The sequence below is a fragment of the Actinomycetospora sp. NBRC 106375 genome (assembly GCF_030269665.1).
In the GTDB taxonomy this organism is placed as follows: domain Bacteria; phylum Actinomycetota; class Actinomycetes; order Mycobacteriales; family Pseudonocardiaceae; genus Actinomycetospora.
In genome coordinates this window covers 380,392-398,402 of record NZ_BSTS01000001.1, presented here as the reverse complement: position 1 = coordinate 398,402, position 18,011 = coordinate 380,392, and the positions used below count along the sequence as shown (strand labels likewise).

14 protein-coding genes are annotated in these 18,011 nt (G+C 74.8%); 11 read left to right on the top strand and 3 right to left on the bottom strand.

Annotation, left to right across the window (positions count from 1 at the left end; genetic code table 11):
- The first annotated feature begins 62 nt into the window (after positions 1 to 62).
- Both hisF and hisI read left to right on the top strand, forming a co-directional pair.
- Positions 63 to 836, top strand: coding sequence for an imidazole glycerol phosphate synthase subunit HisF (gene hisF, locus QSK03_RS01930; protein WP_285648264.1), 774 nt, complete (start codon positions 63 to 65; stop codon positions 834 to 836).
- Complete coding sequence (gene hisI, locus QSK03_RS01925; protein ID WP_285648263.1) at positions 833 to 1,186, top strand: phosphoribosyl-AMP cyclohydrolase; 354 nt, start codon at positions 833 to 835, stop codon at positions 1,184 to 1,186. The genes hisF and hisI overlap by 4 nt, the downstream gene beginning before the upstream one ends.
- Here the strand turns inward: hisI and QSK03_RS01920 are convergent.
- Positions 1,141 to 2,133 carry a LysR family transcriptional regulator gene (locus QSK03_RS01920; protein ID WP_285648262.1) on the bottom strand — a complete coding sequence of 331 codons (993 nt, stop codon included), beginning with the start codon at positions 2,131 to 2,133 and terminating at the stop codon, positions 1,141 to 1,143. The two genes, hisI and QSK03_RS01920, sit on opposite strands and share 46 nt — an antisense overlap.
- A 74-nt stretch (positions 2,134 to 2,207) precedes the next feature.
- Here QSK03_RS01920 and QSK03_RS01915 point away from each other — a divergent pair, with 74 nt between their 5' ends.
- The 6 genes from QSK03_RS01915 (at position 2,208) to trpA (ending at position 8,690) form a co-directional block, all read left to right on the top strand.
- Positions 2,208 to 3,212: a DMT family transporter gene (locus QSK03_RS01915; protein ID WP_285648261.1), complete on the top strand. Its 1,005-nt coding sequence runs from the start codon at positions 2,208 to 2,210 to the stop codon at positions 3,210 to 3,212.
- Positions 3,213 to 3,262: 50 nt separating this feature from the next.
- The gene (locus QSK03_RS01910) at positions 3,263 to 4,888 is read left to right on the top strand and encodes an anthranilate synthase component I (protein WP_285648260.1); all 1,626 of its coding nucleotides are present in this window, start codon (positions 3,263 to 3,265) and stop codon (positions 4,886 to 4,888) included.
- Positions 4,885 to 5,598, top strand: coding sequence for a TIGR02234 family membrane protein (locus QSK03_RS01905; RefSeq protein ID WP_285648259.1), 714 nt, complete (start codon positions 4,885 to 4,887; stop codon positions 5,596 to 5,598). The genes QSK03_RS01910 and QSK03_RS01905 overlap by 4 nt, the downstream gene beginning before the upstream one ends.
- A gap of 40 nt (positions 5,599 to 5,638) precedes the next feature.
- Positions 5,639 to 6,448: an indole-3-glycerol phosphate synthase TrpC gene (trpC, locus tag QSK03_RS01900; RefSeq protein ID WP_285648258.1), complete on the top strand. Its 810-nt coding sequence runs from the start codon at positions 5,639 to 5,641 to the stop codon at positions 6,446 to 6,448.
- 68 nt (positions 6,449 to 6,516) lie between these two features.
- Positions 6,517 to 7,845, top strand: a complete 1,329-nt coding sequence (trpB, locus tag QSK03_RS01895) for a tryptophan synthase subunit beta (RefSeq protein WP_285648257.1) — start codon at positions 6,517 to 6,519, stop codon at positions 7,843 to 7,845.
- A gap of 53 nt (positions 7,846 to 7,898) precedes the next feature.
- Positions 7,899 to 8,690, top strand: coding sequence for a tryptophan synthase subunit alpha (gene trpA, locus QSK03_RS01890; protein ID WP_285648256.1), 792 nt, complete (start codon positions 7,899 to 7,901; stop codon positions 8,688 to 8,690).
- 59 nt (positions 8,691 to 8,749) lie between these two features.
- On the opposite strand, the gene QSK03_RS01885 is transcribed toward trpA, so the two are convergent.
- Positions 8,750 to 9,877: a glycosyltransferase gene (locus tag QSK03_RS01885; protein ID WP_285648255.1), complete on the bottom strand. Its 1,128-nt coding sequence runs from the start codon at positions 9,875 to 9,877 to the stop codon at positions 8,750 to 8,752.
- Between the two features lie 133 nt (positions 9,878 to 10,010).
- Here QSK03_RS01885 and lgt point away from each other — a divergent pair, with 133 nt between their 5' ends.
- The 3 genes from lgt to QSK03_RS01870 all read left to right on the top strand — a co-directional run bounded on the left by lgt (position 10,011) and on the right by QSK03_RS01870 (position 17,533).
- Complete coding sequence (gene lgt, locus QSK03_RS01880; protein ID WP_285648254.1) at positions 10,011 to 11,147, top strand: prolipoprotein diacylglyceryl transferase; 1,137 nt, start codon at positions 10,011 to 10,013, stop codon at positions 11,145 to 11,147.
- Between the two features lie 280 nt (positions 11,148 to 11,427).
- A complete protein-coding gene (gene gltB, locus QSK03_RS01875) occupies positions 11,428 to 16,026 on the top strand; it encodes a glutamate synthase large subunit (protein WP_285648253.1) in 4,599 nt (1,532 codons plus the stop codon).
- Complete coding sequence (locus tag QSK03_RS01870; protein WP_285648252.1) at positions 16,019 to 17,533, top strand: glutamate synthase subunit beta; 1,515 nt, start codon at positions 16,019 to 16,021, stop codon at positions 17,531 to 17,533. Before gltB ends, QSK03_RS01870 begins: the two co-directional genes overlap by 8 nt.
- Before the next feature lie 95 nt (positions 17,534 to 17,628).
- Here QSK03_RS01870 and QSK03_RS01865 read toward each other — a convergent pair whose 3' ends face one another.
- On the bottom strand, positions 17,629 to 18,009 hold the full coding sequence (locus QSK03_RS01865) for a nuclear transport factor 2 family protein (protein ID WP_285648251.1): 381 nt from the start codon (positions 18,007 to 18,009) through the stop codon (positions 17,629 to 17,631).
- Positions 18,010 to 18,011: the final 2 nt, after the last annotated feature.

Here is an 18,011-nt window from a genome sequence, read left to right as displayed (position 1 = left end):
GGCCGACTGCTCACGGAGGCCGGCGGTCTTCGCGCCTCCCTCGCGCGGTTAGGCTGATCGGTATGGGTGTCGCGGTGCGCGTGATCCCCTGTCTGGACGTCGACGCCGGCAGGGTGGTCAAGGGCGTCAACTTCGTCGACCTGCGCGACGCCGGCGACCCCGTCGAGATGGCGCGGCTCTACGACGCCGAGGGCGCCGACGAGCTGACGTTCCTCGACGTCAGCGCCTCGTCCGGCGAGCGCGAGACCACCTACGACGTCGTGCGCCGCACCGCCGAGCAGGTGTTCATCCCGCTGACGGTCGGCGGCGGCGTGCGCACCAACGACGACATCGACCGGCTGCTGCGCGCGGGTGCGGACAAGGTCGGCATCAACACCGCCGCGATCGCCCGCCCGGAGTTCCTCGGCGAGGCCAGCCGGCGGTACGGGTCGCAGTGCATCGTCCTGTCGGTCGACGCCCGGCGCGTGCCCGCCGACGGACAGCCGACGCCGTCCGGGTTCGAGGTCACCACCCACGGCGGGCGCCGCGGCACCGGCATCGACGCGCTCGAGTGGGCCCAGCGCGGCCAGGAGCTGGGCGTCGGCGAGATCCTGCTGAACTCCATGGACGCCGACGGCACCAAGGCCGGCTTCGACCTCGAGATGATCACGAAGGTGCGCGCGCTGGTCGACGTCCCGGTGATCGCCAGCGGCGGCGCGGGCGAGGTCGACCACTTCCCCCCGGCCGTGGCGGCGGGGGCGGACGCGGTGCTCGCGGCGAGCGTGTTCCACTTCGGGATCATGCGGATCGGTGAGGTCAAGGACGCGCTGCGGGCCGACGGGGTGGAGGTCCGATGACCTTCACGCTCGACGCGGCGGTGGCGTCGCGGCTCAAGCGCACCCCCGACGGCCTGGTGTGCGCGGTGGCGCAGCAGTACGACACCCGCGAGGTCCTCATGGTCGCGTGGATGAACGACGAGGCCCTGGCCCGCACGCTCGCCACCCGCGAGGGCACCTACTGGTCCCGCTCGCGCGACGAGCTCTGGGTCAAGGGCGCGACCTCCGGACACGTCCAGAAGGTCGTCGAGGTGCGCCTCGACTGTGACGGCGACACCGTGCTGGTGCTCGTCGACCAGTCCGGCGCGGCCTGCCACACCGGCGATCACACCTGCTTCGACGCCGACCAGCTGCTCGCGCCCGAGGCCTGAGCCGCCGGACCCGCCGGACCCGCCGGACCCGCCGGAGCCGCCGGACCCGCGTCGCGCTCGGCGGCGACGGCGGTGAACTCCTCGACCGCGGCACGTACCGCCGCCGTCCCGCGGTCGGTGCGCCACACGGCGTCGATGCTGCGGCGCATCGCCGGGACGGTCGTCGCGGCGACCACGCCCGGCGGCAGCGGGGGACGGGCCAGGCGCGGGACCAGCGCCGCGACCCCCACCCCCGCGACGAGCTCGACGTGCATCCCGAAGCCCCGCACCTGGCACGTCACGCGCGGTTCGAGGCCGAGGCCGCGCAGCGTCTGCACGAGCCACACCCCCGCGCGGTTCTCCCTGCCGTCGGCGACCCAGTCGAGGTCGTCCACCGCGGCGAGGTCGACCGGACCGGGACCGGCGAGGCGGTGGTGCGCGGGCAGCAGGAGGTCGATGACGTCCTCGCAGAGCCGCGCCCGTGAGGTGCCGGGCGGGATGGGGGCGGGGGAGCCCTCCCAGTTCTCGACCACCGCGAGGTCCAGGTCGCCGGCGAGGACCGCCGGGAGGGTCTCCTCGGCCTCCCCGTCGGCGAGCGCGACCCGCAGGTCGGGGTGCGCGGTGCGCAGGCGGGCCAAGGTGGTGGGCGCGAGCGCGTGCACGGAGGTCGGGATCGCGCCGATCCGCAGCTCGCCCACCACCTCGTCGCGCAGACGGTCGAGGTCGAGCCGCGCCGCCGCGACACGGGCGAGGATCTGCGTCGCGTGCTCGGCGAGCATCCGCCCGGCCGGGGTCAGGCGCAGGCCGCGCCCGGCCGGCTCGGTGAGCGGCGCCCCGGCCTCGCGCTCGAGCTTGGCCAGCTGCTGGGACACCGCGGACGGCGTGAGGTGCAGCGACGTGGCCGCGCCGGCCACCGAGCCCTGCGCGGCGAGCGCGTCGAGGGCGCGGAGGTGATCCAGCGCGAACACGGTAGGGAATGTAACGGGTCGAGCGCAGAAATGATCGCTGGTCCTTGACGGTTGCGGAACGCAACATCATGGGCGTGACGCGCTCCCTCGACCGCCGCGCTCCGGCGCCCGGCCCGACCGGGTCCACCGACCGCTCCCGTCTCGACCCGCGCCTCGTCGCCGTCGCGGGCAGCCTCTGCATCGCGTTCTCGCCGATCTTCATCGCGCTCGCGGACGTGAGCCCGGGGACCGCCACGTTCTTCCGTTGCGCGCTGGCGCTGCCGCTGCTCGTGCCGCTGGCGCTGCTCGAGTGGCGCCGCCGGCGCCGCGTCGCAGCCTCCGCCGGCAACCGCCCGGTCGTGCTCCTCGTGGGCGGCGCGCTGCTCGGGCTCGACATGACGCTGTGGGCGGAGTCGGTCCGGGCGGTCGGCGCCGGGGTGTCGACGGTCGTGGTCAACGCCCAGGTCGTGATCCTGCCGCTGCTGGCGTTCCTGGTGCTCGGCGAGCGGGTGCGGCGGACGTTCGTGCTCGCGGTGCCGGTGATGCTGGTCGGTGTCGCGCTGGCGGGCGGGCTGGTCGGCGGCACCGACGCCGTCACGGCGCCCGCCCCGGTGCGCGGGACGGTGACGGCGTTGATCGCCGCGGTCGCGTACGCGGGCTACCTGCTCTTCGTGCGGCTCGGGGCCGGTCCCGGGCAGCGGTTCACGCCCGTCGCGATCGCCACCGTCGGCGCGGCGGCGACGTCCTTCGTCGTCGGCTCGTTCTGGCAGGGCGTCGACCTCGCGCCCGGCTGGCCCGCGCTGGGCTGGCTGATCACGCTCGCGGTCGTCGGGCAGGTGATCGGCTGGGTGCTGATCGCCTCGGCGCTGCCGCGGCTCGCGTCCTCCACCGGCGCCTCGATCCTGCTGCTCCAGCCGGTGGGCGCGGTGCTGCTCGGCGCGCTGGTGCTCGGCGAGGTGCCCGGCGTGCTCCAGCTGGTCGGCTGCGCGGTCGTCCTCGGCGCCGTCGCGGTGGCCGCCCGGACGCGCGCGGCGCCGGAGCCCGCGGGCGAGCCGGCCGGCCCGACCATCCCGGCCGAGCCCGCACCGGAGCGTGGTTGACGCCACCCCGGGCGACGGAGGCTGTCGGGGGCGGGGGCCAGAATGGGTCCGTGTCCGGATCCAGCCACGCCTCCGCCCCGCTCGGCGAGGTGGTGCCCGATCGCGCGGGGTTCCACGCGCTCGCGGCGCACCACCGGGTCATCCCGGTGACGCGGCGGCTGCTGGCCGACGGCGAGACGCCGGTGGGGCTCTACCGCAAGCTCGCGGGGCAGCGGCCGGGCACGTTCCTGCTGGAGTCGGCGGCGCACGGCGAGTCGTGGTCGCGGTGGAGCTTCGTCGGCGCCCGCAGCGCGGCCACGCTCACCGAGTCCGGCGGCCGGGCGACCTGGACGGGCCAGGTGCCGGTGGGGCTGCCCGGCGGGCCGGACGACGAGCACGAGTGGGACGACCCGCTGGCGGTCCTGCGCGAGACGCTGCAGCGCCTGCGCACCGACCCGCTGCCCGGGCTGCCGCCGCTGACCGGCGGGCTGGTGGGCTACGTCGGGTACGACGCGGTGCGCCGGCTCGAGCGCGTGCCCGAGCACGCCGCCGACGACCTGCGGATCCCCGAGACGGTCATGCTGCTCGCCACCGACGTGGCCGCGCTCGACCACCACGAGGGCACGGTCACGCTCATCGCCAACGCCGTGAACTGGGACGACAGCCCCGAGCGCGCCGACGTCGCCTACGACGACGCGCTCGCCCGGCTCGACCGGATGACCGCCGAGCTCGCCGCGCCGGCGCCGTCGACGGTGGCGACGGTCGGCACGCCCGGCGGGCCGGGCGACGTGCGGCGGCGCCGGTCGCCCGCGGAGCACCACGCGGCCATCGAGGTCGCCAAGGAGCGCATCCGCGCCGGCGACGCGTTCCAGATCGTCGTGTCGCAGCGCTTCGAGGCCGAGACCGCGGCCGACGCGCTGGAGGTCTACCGCGTGCTGCGGATGACCAACCCCAGCCCGTACATGTACCTGCTGCGCCTCGCCGACGCCGAGGGCCGGCCGTTCGAGATCGTCGGGTCGAGCCCGGAGGCGCTCGTGACGGTCCGGGACGGGGTCGCGACCACCCACCCGATCGCGGGCACGCGCTGGCGGGGCGCCGACGAGGAGGAGGACACCCTCCTCGCGAAGGACCTCCTCGCCGACGAGAAGGAGCGCGCCGAGCACCTCATGCTCGTCGACCTGGGGCGCAACGACCTCGGGCGCGTCTGCGTGCCGGGCACGGTGACGGTGCGGCGGTTCTTCGAGATCGAGCGCTACAGCCACGTGATGCACCTGGTGAGCACCGTCAGCGGCCGGCTGGCGGCGGGGCGCACGGCGTTCGACGCGGTCGCGGCCTGCTTCCCGGCGGGCACGCTCTCGGGCGCGCCGAAGCCGAAGGCGCTCGAGATCATCGAGGAGCTCGAGCCGACGCGGCGCGGGCTCTACGGCGGCATCGTCGGCTACCTCGACTTCGCCGGTGACGCCGACACGGCCATCGCGATCCGCACCGGTCTCCTGCGCGACGGCGTCGCCTACGTGCAGGCCGGCGGCGGCATCGTCGCCGACTCCGACCCGGTGGCCGAGGACGCCGAGTGCGTCAACAAGGCCCGGGCCGTGCTGGCCGCGGTCGCGGCCGCCGGCACGGTCGCGACGCCGACGCCGACGACGGCCCCCGCCGAGCACGTGCACCGCTCCGATCCCCAGCCGGCCGCGCGATGACCGCCGCGCCCCACCGCCCCGCCGGCGGCCGCTCTCCCGCACACCCGCCGGGTCGGCTGCTCGGGCTGCTGGCGCTGCTGTTGGTGGTCGCGGCGGGCGTGCTGTGGGGGGCCTCGCGGCTGACGTGGGTCAGCCAGGTCGTCGAGGGCGTGACGGGCCAGCGCACCACCACGGCGGACGGCGCGACCGCGGAGCCGATCCTCGTGCCGTGGGCGCTGCTGTGCCTGGCCGCGGTCGGCGGCCTGGTCGCCACCGCCGGCTGGGGGCGCCGGGTCGTCGGCACGCTCGTCGCCGTCGCGGGGCTGTGGGCGGTACTGCGGGGCGCCACCGGGCTGGTGGCGCCCACGGCGGGCGCCCTGCCCGACGGGTTGCGTCCCGGCGACCGCCCGCTGCCGCCCGAGGCCCTCGTGGCGGGGCCGCTGCTGGGGGTGCTCGGCGGCCTGCTCATGGTGGCGGCGGGCCTGCTCGCGGTCCGGTGGGCGGCCGTGCTGCCGCGGATGGGCGCCCGGTACGACGCCCCGGGCGCCGCCGGCGCCGACGGGCGCCGTCCGCGGCCGGCCGACCCCGACCGCGCCTTCTGGGAGGCGCTGGACGAGGGTGAGGACCCCACGCGCGATCCCGTCGAGCACCCGCCGGAGGACGAGCCGTCGTCGGGGCCACGGTCCGGACCGCCCGACGGGGTGGGCGGCGCGCGAGGGGGAGCGGGTTAACATGGAACGAACTCGGACGGGGGAAAGGGGCAGACCCGGCGTGAGCGTCCTGGAGCAGATCCTCGAAGGGGTCCGGGCCGACCTCGCCGCCCGGGAAGCCGCCGTCCCCTTCGACGTCATCAAGGACCGCGCGGCCGCCGCGCCGCCGGCACGCGACGCCCTGGCGGCCCTGCAGGGTCCCGGCATCGGTGTCATCGCCGAGGTCAAGCGCGCCAGCCCCTCCCGGGGCCACATGGTCGACATCCCCGATCCCGCGTGGCTCGCCGGCCGCTACGTCGACGGCGGCGCGCGGATCATCAGCGTGCTCACCGAGGGGCGGTACTTCGAAGGCTCCCTCGACGACCTCGACGCGGTGCGCGCGGCGGTCGACGTGCCGGTGCTGCGCAAGGACTTCGTCGTCGGCACCTACCAGGTGCACGAGGCGCGCGCCCACGGCGCGGACCTCGTGCTGCTCATGTGCTCGGTGCTCGAGCAGAACGCCCTCGACGCGCTCGTCGACCGGGTCGAGTCGCTGGGCATGACGGCGCTGGTCGAGGTGATCAACGAGGAGGAGGCCGACATGGCGCTGCGCGCCGGGGCCAAGCTCGTCGGGGTCAACGCGCGCAACCTCCACACCCTCGACGTCGACCGCGGGGTCTTCGGCCAGATCGCGGCCGGGCTGCCCGGCGAGGTGATCCGCGTGGCCGCCTCCGGAGTGCGTGGTCCGGGCGACCTCATGACCTACGCGGGCCACGGCGCCGACGCGGTCCTGGTCGGCGAGGCGATGGCGACGGCGGAGGACCCGCGGGCCGCGGTGCGCCAGCTCGTCACGGCCGGGTCGCACCCGGCGTGCCCCAAGCCCGCGCGCTGATTCCCCCTCGCTCCGCCTCGTAGCATCTCCGGCGTACGCCCGTCCCCGCGCAGGAAGAAGTCCGTGAGATGACGTCGGCCAGCACGGCCAGCACGGCCAGCACGGCCAGCCAGGGCCTCGCCGGGACCACCCACGAGCCGGACGACACCGGCCACTTCGGGCCCTACGGCGGCCGCTTCATGCCCGAGGCCCTCATCGCCGCCGTGGACGAGGTCGCGGCGGAGTACGACAAGGCCCGCCACGATCCGGCGTTCCTCGCCGAGCTCGACCGGCTCCAGCGCGACTACGCGGGGCGGCCCTCGCCCGTCACCGACGCGCGGCGGCTGTCCGAGCACGCCGGCGGCGCCCGCATCCTGCTCAAGCGCGAGGACCTCAACCACACGGGCTCGCACAAGATCAACAATGTGCTCGGTCAGGCCCTGCTGACCCGCCGCATGGGCAAGAAGCGGGTGATCGCCGAGACCGGGGCGGGCCAGCACGGCGTCGCGACCGCCACCGCCGCGGCGCTCATGGGCCTCGAGTGCATGGTCTACATGGGCGAGGTCGACACCGAGCGCCAGGCGCTCAACGTCGCGCGGATGCGGTTGCTCGGCGCGGAGGTCGTGCCCGTCACCACCGGCTCGCGCACGCTCAAGGACGCCCTCAACGAGGCCTACCGCGACTGGGTCTCCACCGTCGGCCACACCCACTACATCCTCGGGACGGCGGCGGGCCCGCACCCGTTCCCGATGATGGTCCGCGACTTCCACCGCGTGATCGGGCTCGAGGCCCGCGAGCAGGTGCTCGAGGCCTACGGCCGCCTGCCCGACGTGGTCACCGCGTGCGTCGGCGGCGGCTCGAACGCCATCGGCATCTTCCACCCGTTCCTCGACGACGCCGGGGTGCGGCTCGTCGGCTTCGAGGCCGCCGGCGACGGTGTCGACACCGGCCGGCACGCCGCCTCGATCACGGGCGGGTCCCCGGGGGCGCTGCACGGGGCGATGTCCTACCTCCTGCAGGACGCCGACGGGCAGACGCTGGAGACGCACTCGATCTCGGCCGGGCTCGACTACCCGGGCGTCGGCCCGGAGCACGCCTTCCTGGCCGACACCGGGCGCGCGACCTACGAGCCGGTCACCGACGCCGAGGCGATGGAGGCGTTCCGGCTGCTCTGCCGCACCGAGGGGATCATCCCGGCGATCGAGTCCGCCCACGCGATCGCGGGCGCGCTGCGGCTGGGACGCGAGCTCGGGCCCGACGCCACGATCCTGGTCAACCTCTCCGGGCGCGGCGACAAGGACGTCGACACCGCCGCCCGCTGGTTCGGGGTCGTCGACCCGGAGTCGCTGCCGACCGAGGAACCGCTGCCGGCGGCCGACGCCGACGGGGCCGCGGCGAGCGGGGAGCGGGAGCTGTGACCACTTCTGCCGACGCGGAGCGCAGCGGAGCCGGAGCATCGACACTGACGGGCGTGGACCGCCTCGGCGAGCTGTTCGGGACGACCCGGGCCGAGGGCCGCGCCGCGCTCATCGGCTACCTGCCCGCGGGCTACCCGACGGTGAAGGGCTCGCTGGGCCTGCTCACCCAGACCCTCGACGCGGGCGCGGACCTCGTCGAGGTCGGGCTGCCGTACTCCGACCCCGTGCTCGACGGCCCGGTCATCCAGCACGCGGTCGACGCGGCGCTCAAGGCCGGCGTCCGGGTGCGCGACACCCTCGAGGTCGTCGAGCAGCTCTCGGCGCGCGGCGGCCGCGCGGTCGTCATGACGTACTGGAACCCGGTGCTCCGCTACGGCGTCGACGCGTTCGCGCGCGACCTGGCGAACGCCGGCGGGCTGGGGGTCATCACCCCGGACCTCGTGCCCGACGAGGCCGCGGGCTGGCTCGCCGCCGCCGACCGCGAGGGCCTCGCGCCGATCTTCCTCGTCGCGCCGTCGTCCACCGACGAGCGCATCGCCGCGACCGCCGCCGCCACCCGCGGGTTCCTCTACGTGGCCTCGACCATGGGCGTCACGGGCGCCCGCGACGCCGTCTCCGATGCCGCCGCCGGGCTCGTGTCCCGGACGCGCACCCACACCGACCTGCCGCTCGGCGTGGGTCTCGGGGTGCGCAACGGCGCCCAGGCCGGCGAGGTGGCGGGCTTCGCCGACGGCGTCATCGTCGGCTCGGCGCTCGTGAGCGCCGCCGAGCACGGCCGCGCGACCGTCGCCCGCCTGACCACGGAGCTCGCGGCGGGCGTCCGGGGCCAGCACACGGGGCGCTGACCCCGCGTTCCAGCGGAGGGCGCCCCTCGCCCGTCTCGTCGAGCGAAGGTGCCCTTCGCTCAGAGCGGACGCCGGGCCGACGCCCGCTCCCGGCCCCGCAGCACGATCTCGATCTCGTCGGCCGCCACCGCCGCCCCGTCCCGCGCCCGCAGCCGTGCCCCGATCGCGGCCGCGGCACCCCGGTGCGGACCGTCGGCGACGAGCTCCCGCACGGCGTCGCGGATCGCCGGCGGGTCGCTCGCGGCCGGCAGGACCCGCCCTGCGCCGGCGTCGGCGATCGCCGCGCCCACCAGCGGGTGGTCGAGCTGGGGGTGCAGGGGCAGCACGAGCACGGGCAGGTCGTGGGCGAGCGCGAGCATCGCCGTCGAGTGCCCGCCGTGGCTGACGACGAGGGACGCCTGCGGCATCAGCTCGCCGTGCGGGCGGTAGCGGACGATCTCGGCGTTCGACGGGGCGTCGAGGGCGTCGGGGTCGACAGCCGGGCCGGTGGTCACCACCACCCGCAGCGGCAGGGGCGCGAGCGCCTCGAGCAGGCGCGCGAGGAGGTCCTCCTGGCCCGGGTAGAAGATCGTGCTGAGGCTGACGAGCACGAGGGGCTCGGAGCGCACCGCGGCCGGCCGGACCGGTGGCCCGACCGGGCCGACGTAGCGGACGTTGCCGGACAGCGAGCCCGGAGCGCCCGGGTCAAGCACGGGGTCGCTCGCCACCAGCACCCGCCGCGCCGCGTCCCACAGCCGGGTCGGGCGCATGCCGCGCACCGCCGCCGCGAGCCCCATCGGGCCGCGCGCCCAGACCGCGGTGAGGTACCGGCGGAACAGGTGGACGAGCACGACGGTCGGCACGCCGGCCCGCTGCGCCGCCTGCAGGGCCGCGAGGCTCATGGCGTCGGCCAGCACCAGGTCCACGTCACCGACCTCCGCGGCGACGTCGCGCCCCGGCCCGCGGTCGCTGAACAGGGCGACGTAGGCGAGCGCGTGACGCGGCCCCGAGAGCGGGTCGGTCGCCGCCCAGGGGCGGGCGTGCCGATAGGCCACGAACGCCAGACCGGCGGCCTCGACGTCGTCGCGCTGCCCCGCGTGCCCGAGCACCCGCACCTCGTGGCCCCGCCGGACCAGCTGCGTCGCCACACCCAGCAGGGGCGGGACGTTGCCGCCGCCGTCCCACGTCACCGCGAGTACCCGTGCCATCGCTTCCCCCCGGGCGCCGGAACCGGCCGAGGTCATTGGCCCCTCTCACGTTCCCCGCGGGCAAGGCGCCGTTCGCGCGAACCCCGCCGCGTGCCCGGGCCGCCACACGGAGCCACGACGCGCGGGAGATAGCGTGGCCGCCGTGCTCGCCCTGCCCACCTACCTGCCCAGCCCGCCTCAAGGGGTCTGGGAGCTCGGGCCGATCCCGCTGCGGGCGTACGCCCTGTGCATCATCGCCGGGATCGTCGTGGCGATCCTGTGGACCGAGCGGCGCTTCGTCGCGCGCGGCGGCGAGCCGGGCACCGTCACCGACGTCGCGGTGTTCGCGGTGCCGTTCGGCCTCATCGGCGGGCGGCTCTACCACGTGGCGACCGACTGGCGGACGTACTTCGGGCCCGGCGGCAACCCGCTCGCGGCGCTCTACATCTGGCAGGGCGGGCTGGGGATCTGGGGCGCGATCGCGCTCGGCGGCGTCGGGGCGTGGATCGCCTGCCGGCGCCGCGGGGTGCCGCTGACGGCGTTCGCCGACGCCGCCGCGCCCGGCATCGTCACGGCGCAGGCGATCGGCCGGTTGGGAAACTGGTTCAACCAGGAGCTCTACGGCGCCCCGACGACGCTGCCGTGGGGTCTGGAGATCTACCGCCGTGTCGATCCCGCGACCGGTATCCCGGACAACCTCACCGGCGTCGCGGTCGACAGCACACCGGTCGCGATCGTCCAGCCCACCTTCCTCTACGAGCTGGTGTGGAACCTCCTGGTCGCGGCGCTCGTGGTGTGGGCCGACCGGCGCTTCCGCCTGTCCCACGGCCGCGCGTTCGCCCTCTACGTCGCGGGCTACACCGCCGGGCGGTTCGTCATCGAGCTGATGCGCACCGATCCGGCCACGCGGGTGTTCGGCGACGTGCGCATCAACGTGGTCGTCGCGGCCGTGGTGTTCGTCGGCGCGGTCGCCTACATGATCTGGTTCCGCGGCAGGCCGCGCGAGGTGTTCGGCCGCGACGCCGAGACCCCCGACACCGACGGCGGCACGGCCGGTTCGTCGGACGGGGCGTCGGGTACGCCCGCGCCTGTGACGACGAACGACAGCACGGAGGACGAGCGCGCCCGCAACGAGGTCGAGGGTCGCCGCGTCGAGAAGTCGTCGGCGGCGGAGCCGGGCGGCACGGGCGGGGCGTCCAACCCCACCAGTGTCGACGCCGCCCCCGCCGATCCGGCGCAGGAGAACGAGGAGGACGTGACGGCGGAGCCGCCGTCGCGCACCACGAGCTGATCGACCCGGCGGAGCGGGTCGGCCGGGCACGGACGACGCCGGGCGCACGGGCCTGCCCGCGGCGGCGCGACCGTCTAGGATCGGGTGCGCACCGCGCGGGACGTCGGGGTCCGGCGCCGCCGTCGGTGTGTCGTCCCCGTCGTCCGGGACCGAACACGCGCCGTCATCAGGGCCGAGAGGCCGCGCTGCCGGCTGCCGATCGCCGCACCACCGTCCAGGGCCACCGTCGTCCCCGGGTTCCTCCGCACCACCCGCCCGCGCGACGACGAGGAGGCGCCGGATGCCGGCACCGAGCGCACGCCAGGGGCTCTACGACCCCGCCTACGAGCACGACGCCTGCGGCGTCGGCGCGGTCGCGCACGTCCGGGGCGAGCGCAGCCACGCGATCGTGCGGGACGCGCTGGTCGTGCTGCACAACCTGGACCACCGCGGGGCGGCCGGCAGCGAGCCGACCAGCGGTGACGGCGCCGGGATCATGCTGCAGGTCCCCGACGCGCTCCTGCGCGCCACGGTCGACGTCGAGCTCCCCGAGCCCCGGCCGTCCCCGGACGGCGGCGCGCCGGTGCTGGCGTACGCGACGGGCCTGGCGTTCCTGCCGGCCGACCCCGACGACCGAGTCAAGGCGGTCTCGCTGCTCGAACGGATCGCCGCCGAGGAGGGCCTCGACGTCCTCGCCTGGCGGGAGGTCCCCGTCGACCCCGACGGCGCCGACGTCGGCTCCGTGGCGCGCGGCGCGATGCCGCACTTCGGCCAGGTGGTCGTCGCCGCGCCCGACAGGTCGGTGACGGGGATCGCGCTCGACCGTCTCGCCTGGATCGTGCGCAAGCGCGCGGAGCGCCAGTCGCAGGAGGAGGGCTGCGGGCTCTACATCGCGTCGCTCTCCAGCCGGACGATGACCTACAAGGGCATGCTGACCACCGACCAGCTGCCGCTGTTCTTCCCGGATCTGCGCGACGAACGCCTGGTCAGCGCCATCGCCGTGGTCCACAGCCGGTTCTCGACCAACACGTTCCCGAGCTGGCCCCTGGCCCACCCCTACCGCGTCATGGCGCACAACGGCGAGATCAACACCATCCGCGGCAACCGCAACCGTATGCGGGCCCGCGAGGCGCTCCTCGCGACCGACCTGTTCCCCGGCGACCTGCAGCGCGCGATGCCGGTGTGCCCCGAGGACGTGTCGGACTCCGCGAGCTTCGACGAGGTCCTCGAGCTGCTCACGCTCGGCGGCCGCCCGGTCCCGCACGCCGTCATGATGATGATGCCCGAGGCCTGGGAGAACCACGACGAGATGCCCGCCGACCAGCGGGCCTTCTACCAGTTCCACGCGAGCCTCATGGAGCCCTGGGACGGGCCGGCGTGCGTCACCTTCACCGACGGCACGGTCATGGGCGCGACGCTCGACCGCAACGGCCTGCGGCCCTCGCGCTGGTGGCACCTCGACGACGACCGCGTGGTGCTGGCCAGCGAGTCCGGCGTGCTCGACGTGGAGCCCGCCCGGGTGCTGGCGAAGGGCCGGCTGCGCCCGGGCCGCATGTTCCTGGTCGACACCCGCGCCGGGGAGATCGTCGACGACGACGCCTACAAGAGCGGGCTGGCCGCCGAGGAGCCCTACGACGACTGGCTGCGCGCGGGACTGATCCGGCTCGACGAGCTGCCGGCCCGCGAGCACGTGGTGCACACCCACGAGTCGGTGATGCGCCGCCAGCAGACGTTCGGCTACACCGAGGAGGAGCAGCGGATCCTGCTCGTGCCGATGGCGAGCACGGGCGCCGAGCCGCTCGGCTCGATGGGCACCGACACGCCCACCGCGGCCCTCTCGTCGCGGGCCCGCATGCTCTACGACTACTTCGTCCAGCTGTTCGCGCAGGTCACCAACCCGCCGCTGGACGCGATCCGCGAGGAGCTCGTCACCTGCATGGCGCGGGCGATCGGGCCCGAGCAGAACCTGTTCCACCCCGGTCCGGCGTCCTGCCGCCAGGTCGTGCTCCCGGACCCGGTGATCGACAACGACGAGCTGGCCAAGCTCATCCACATCGACGACGACGGCGACATGCCCGGCTTCGCCGCCACGGTCATCGGCGGGCTCTACGAGGTCGACGGCGGCGAGGAGGCCCTGCGCGCTGCGCTCGACCGGGTGCGCCGGGAGTCGTCCGAGGCCATCGCGGCCGGCAAGCGCATCCTCGTGCTCTCCGACCGCGACTCGGACGCGCAGTGGGCGCCGATCCCGGCGCTCCTGCTGGTCTCGGCGGTGCACCACCACCTCGTCGCCACCCGCGAGCGCACCCAGGTCGCCCTCGTCGCGGAGTGCGGCGACGCCCGCGAGGTCCACCACGTCGCCCTGCTGCTCGCATACGGCGCCGCCGCGGTCAACCCGTACCTGGCCTTCGAGTCGATCGAAGACATGATCAACAACGGGTGGCTGCAGGGCGTCGAGTGCGACCGGGCGATCCGGAACTACATCGGTGCCCTGGTCAAGGGCGTGCGCAAGGTCATGTCGAAGATGGGGATCTCGACGATCTCCGGCTACACGGCGGCCCAGGCGTTCGAGGCGCTCGGCCTGTCCCAGGAGCTCATCGACGAGTTCTTCTGGGGGACGTCGTCGAAGCTCGGCGGCGGCGGCCTGGACCTCGTGGCCCGGGAGACCGCCGAGCGCCACCGCCGCGCCTACCCGGACAACCCGGGGGAGCGCACCCACCGCAAGCTCGAGGTCGGCGGGGAGTACGCCTATCGCCGCGAGGGCGAGCTGCACCTGTTCAGCCCCGAGACGGTGTTCCTGCTGCAGCACTCCTCGCGGACGAAGCAGTGGGACGTGTTCAAGCGCTACACGGCCGAGGCGAACCGGCTGATCGAATCCGGCGGGGCCCTGCGGGGCATGTTCCGGCTCCGGACGGAGGAGCGCACGCCCGTCCCGCTCGAGGAGGTCGAGCCCGCCACCGAGATCGTCCAGCGGTTCGCCACCGGGGCGATGTCCTACGGGTCGATCTCCGCCGAGGCGCACACCGACCTCGCGATCGCGATGAACAACATCGGCGGCAAGTCGAACACCGGCGAGGGCGGCGAGGACCCGGTGCGGCTCTACGACCCGTCCCAGCGCTCGTCGATCAAGCAGGTCGCCTCCGGGCGCTTCGGCGTGACCAGCGAGTACCTGGTCAACGCCACCGACATCCAGATCAAGATGGCGCAGGGCGCGAAGCCGGGGGAGGGCGGCCAGCTGGCCGGCCAGAAGGTCTACCCGTGGATCGCCGAGGTGCGGTACTCGACGCCGGGCGTCGGGCTGATCTCACCGCCGCCGCACCACGACATCTACTCGATCGAGGACCTCAAACAGCTCATCCACGACCTGAAGAACGCGAACGAGCACGCCCGCATCCACGTCAAGCTCGTGTCCTCGGTGGGCGTCGGCACGGTCGCGGCCGGCGTGGCGAAGGCGCACTCCGACGTCGTGCTGATCTCCGGCTACGAGGGCGGCACCGGCGCCGCGCCGCTGACCTCGCTCAAGCACGCCGGGGCACCCTGGGAGATCGGCCTGGCCGACACGCAGCAGACCCTCATGCTCAACGGGCTGCGTGACCGGATCACGGTGCAGGTCGACGGCCAGATGAAGACCGGCCGGGACGTCATCGTCGGGGCCCTGCTGGGCGCCGAGGAGTACGGCTTCTCCACCGCACCGCTGGTCGTCAACGGCTGCGTCATGATGCGCGTCTGCCACCTCGACACGTGTCCGGTCGGGGTCGCCACGCAGAACCCGGAGCTCCGCAAGCGCTACACGGGCCGCCCGGAGTTCGTCGAGAACTTCTTCTGGTTCATCGCCGAGGAGGTCCGCGAGCACCTCGCCGAGCTCGGCTTCCGCACCCTCGACGAGGCGATCGGGCACGCCGAGCTGATCGACGGCCGCGAGGCGGTCGAGAACTGGAAGGCCCGCGGCATCGACCTGACGCCGCTGTTCACCGTCCCGGACGTCCCGACCGGCGCGTCCACCGACCGCATCCGGACGACGACCCAGGACCACGGACTCGACCGGGCGCTGGACCGCACCCTGATGCAGCTCGCGGAGGGGGCGCTGGCCGACGGGAGCCCGGTGCGCCTGGAGATGCCGGTCCGCAACGTCAACCGCACGGTCGGCACGCTGACCGGCGCCGAGGTCACGCGCCGCCACGGCCGGGACGGGCTGCCCGACGACACGATCCACGTCGAGTTCCACGGCTCGGCGGGCCAGTCGTTCGGCGCGTTCCTGCCGCCCGGGATGACGCTCGACCTCGTCGGCGACGCCAACGACTACCTGGCCAAGGGGCTCTCGGGGGGCCGGGTGATCGTGCGGCCGCCCGAGGACGCGCCCTTCGCCGCCGGCGTCGAGTCCCGTGGCCAGGACGAGCAGCACGTCATCGCCGGCAACGTCATCGCCTACGGCGCCACCGCCGGCGAGGTGTTCCTGCGCGGGCAGGTCGGCGAGCGCTTCTGCGTGCGCAACTCCGGGGCGCTCGCCGTGGTCGAGGGCACCGGCGACCACGCCTGCGAGTACATGACCGGCGGCCGCGTCGTGGTGCTCGGCGCCACCGGCCGCAACCTCGGCGCGGGCATGTCCGGGGGCATCGCGTTCGTGCTCGACCTGCCCGAGACCCGCGTCAACCCCGAGATGGTCTCGCTGCTCGAGGTCGACGACGAGGACGCGGACTGGCTGCACGGGGCCGTCCTGCGCCACCGCGAGCTCACCGGCTCGCCGCGCGCGGCGGCCCTGCTCGACCGGTGGGACGACGCCGTCCGCCGGTTCACCAAGGTCATGCCCGACGACTTCCGGCGCGTGCTCGACGCGACGCAGCGCGCCCAGGCCGAGGGACGGGACCCCGACGAGGTGATCATGGAGGTGGCGGCCGGTGGCTGACCCGCGCGGTTTCCTCAAGCACGCCCGCGAGGACAACCCGAAGCGTCCGATCGAGGAGCGGCGCACCGACTGGCACGAGCTCTACGCGCCGCTGACCGACCCGGCGGTCCGCGCAGGCACGGAGGTCCAGGCCTCCCGGTGCATGGACTGCGGCATCCCGTTCTGCCACTCCGGCGGCGCGGGCTGCCCGCTGGGCAACCTCATCCCCGAGTGGAACGACCACGTCCGGCGCGGCGAGTGGGCCCGGGCGACCGGCCGGCTGCACGCGACGAACAACTTCCCCGAGTTCACCGGCGCGCTCTGCCCCGCCCCGTGCGAGGCCGCGTGCGTCCTGTCGATCACGAGCCAGCCCGGACCGGTGGCGATCAAGCGCGTCGAGTGGTCGATCGCGGAGAACGGCTGGGCGGACGGCCACATCGAGCCCCAGCCGCCGGCCATCCGCACCGGTCGGCGGGTCGCCGTGGTGGGCTCCGGGCCCGCCGGGCTCGCCGCCGCCCAGCAGCTCACGCGGGCCGGTCACGACGTCACGGTCTACGAGCGCGACGACCGGCTCGGCGGGCTGATGCGCTACGGCATCCCGGAGTACAAGTTCGAGAAATGGGAGGTCGACCGGCGCCTCGAGCAGATGCGCGCCGAGGGCACCCGGTTCGTCGTGAACTGCGAGGTCGGCGGCACCGCGCTGCCCGTCGATCGCCTGCGCGCCGAGCACGACGCCGTGGTCCTCGCGGTCGGCGCGCTCGCCGGCCGCGACGACCGGACCGTCGAGGGGCGCGACCTCGACGGCATCCACCTCGCGATGGAGTACCTCGTGCCCGCCAACCGCGAGCAGGAGGGCGACGGGCCGTCGCCGATCAGCGCCCGCGGCGGCAACGTCGTGATCATCGGCGGCGGCGACACCGGCGCCGACTGCTACGGCACCGCCACCCGTCAGGGCGCGATCGGGGTGCACCAGCTCGACCAGTACCCCCCACCCCCGCAGACCCGCGAGGAGTCCTCGTCGCCGTGGCCGACCTGGCCCTACGTCTTCCGGACGCCCCCGGCCCTGGAGGAGGGCGGCGAGCGGCTGTTCGCCACCGCGGTGCGCCGCTTCGTCGGCGACGACCGCGGCCACGTCCGGGCGGTCGAGCTCTCGTCGGTGGAGGTGCGCCGCGGCGAGGACGGCTCGCGGGAGGTCGTGCCGACCAGCGAGCAGGTGCACGAGATGCCGGCCGACCTCGTGCTGTTCTCCATCGGCTTCACGGGCCCAGACGACACGGCCCTGCTGCCCGCGCTGGGCATCGAGCGGTCCCCGAAGGGCTCCGTCCCGTGCGGGTCGGACTGGCAGACCGACGCCCCCGGTGTCTTCGTGTGCGGCGACGCCCACCGCGGCGCCTCACTGATCGTCTGGGCGATCGCCGAGGGCCGCTCCGCCGCCGCCGCGGTCGACCGCTACCTCGACCCCGACGGCACCACCGACCTCCCCGCCCCCCTCCACCCCGGCGCCCTGCCCCTGAGCCCCGCCGGCTGAGGTGTTGTCAGCGAAGTGCCGTCGCGGACGCTCAGCGTCCGTATCGGTACTTCGATCACCGGCGCGACGGGACGCACCCGCTGTGCACAGCGGCGTCAACCACTCGACACCGGCGTGATGTGGGTGAGCGTGCACCGCCCCCGCCCGTCCCGGCGGACGAAGACGTCCGTGGTCCACTCGTCGGCGTCGATGTCCGCGCCGCCGTACTGCGCGGTGCTCAGGACACGGACGCTGAGCAGCGCCGTGTCCCCGAGCACCCGCACCCGGCGCTCACCCACACCCTCCATCCGCGTGTGCCCCAGCGCGCCCGAGCGGACGAAGGACAGGAAATCGTCCCGGGTCGTGATCCCGGACCACGAGACGATGACCCAGTCGTCGTCCATGTACTCGGCGATGCGGTCGGCGTCGTCGCTGACGATCGCCTCGCTCCAGGCGTCGGTCAGCGCGACGATCTCGTCCTCGGTACCCCGACCCATGC

Coding starts and splice junctions, on each gene's coding strand:
- QSK03_RS01865 (WP_285648251.1), bottom strand. CDS start 18,009: ATGGGTCGGGGTACCGAGGACGAGATCGTCGCGCTGACCGACGCCTGG.
- trpB (WP_285648257.1), top strand. CDS start 6,517: ATGACGTCGGCCAGCACGGCCAGCACGGCCAGCACGGCCAGCCAGGGC.
- QSK03_RS01885 (WP_285648255.1), bottom strand. CDS start 9,877: ATGGCACGGGTACTCGCGGTGACGTGGGACGGCGGCGGCAACGTCCCG.
- hisI (WP_285648263.1), top strand. CDS start 833: ATGACCTTCACGCTCGACGCGGCGGTGGCGTCGCGGCTCAAGCGCACC.
- hisF (WP_285648264.1), top strand. CDS start 63: ATGGGTGTCGCGGTGCGCGTGATCCCCTGTCTGGACGTCGACGCCGGC.
- gltB (WP_285648253.1), top strand. CDS start 11,428: ATGCCGGCACCGAGCGCACGCCAGGGGCTCTACGACCCCGCCTACGAG.
- QSK03_RS01905 (WP_285648259.1), top strand. CDS start 4,885: ATGACCGCCGCGCCCCACCGCCCCGCCGGCGGCCGCTCTCCCGCACAC.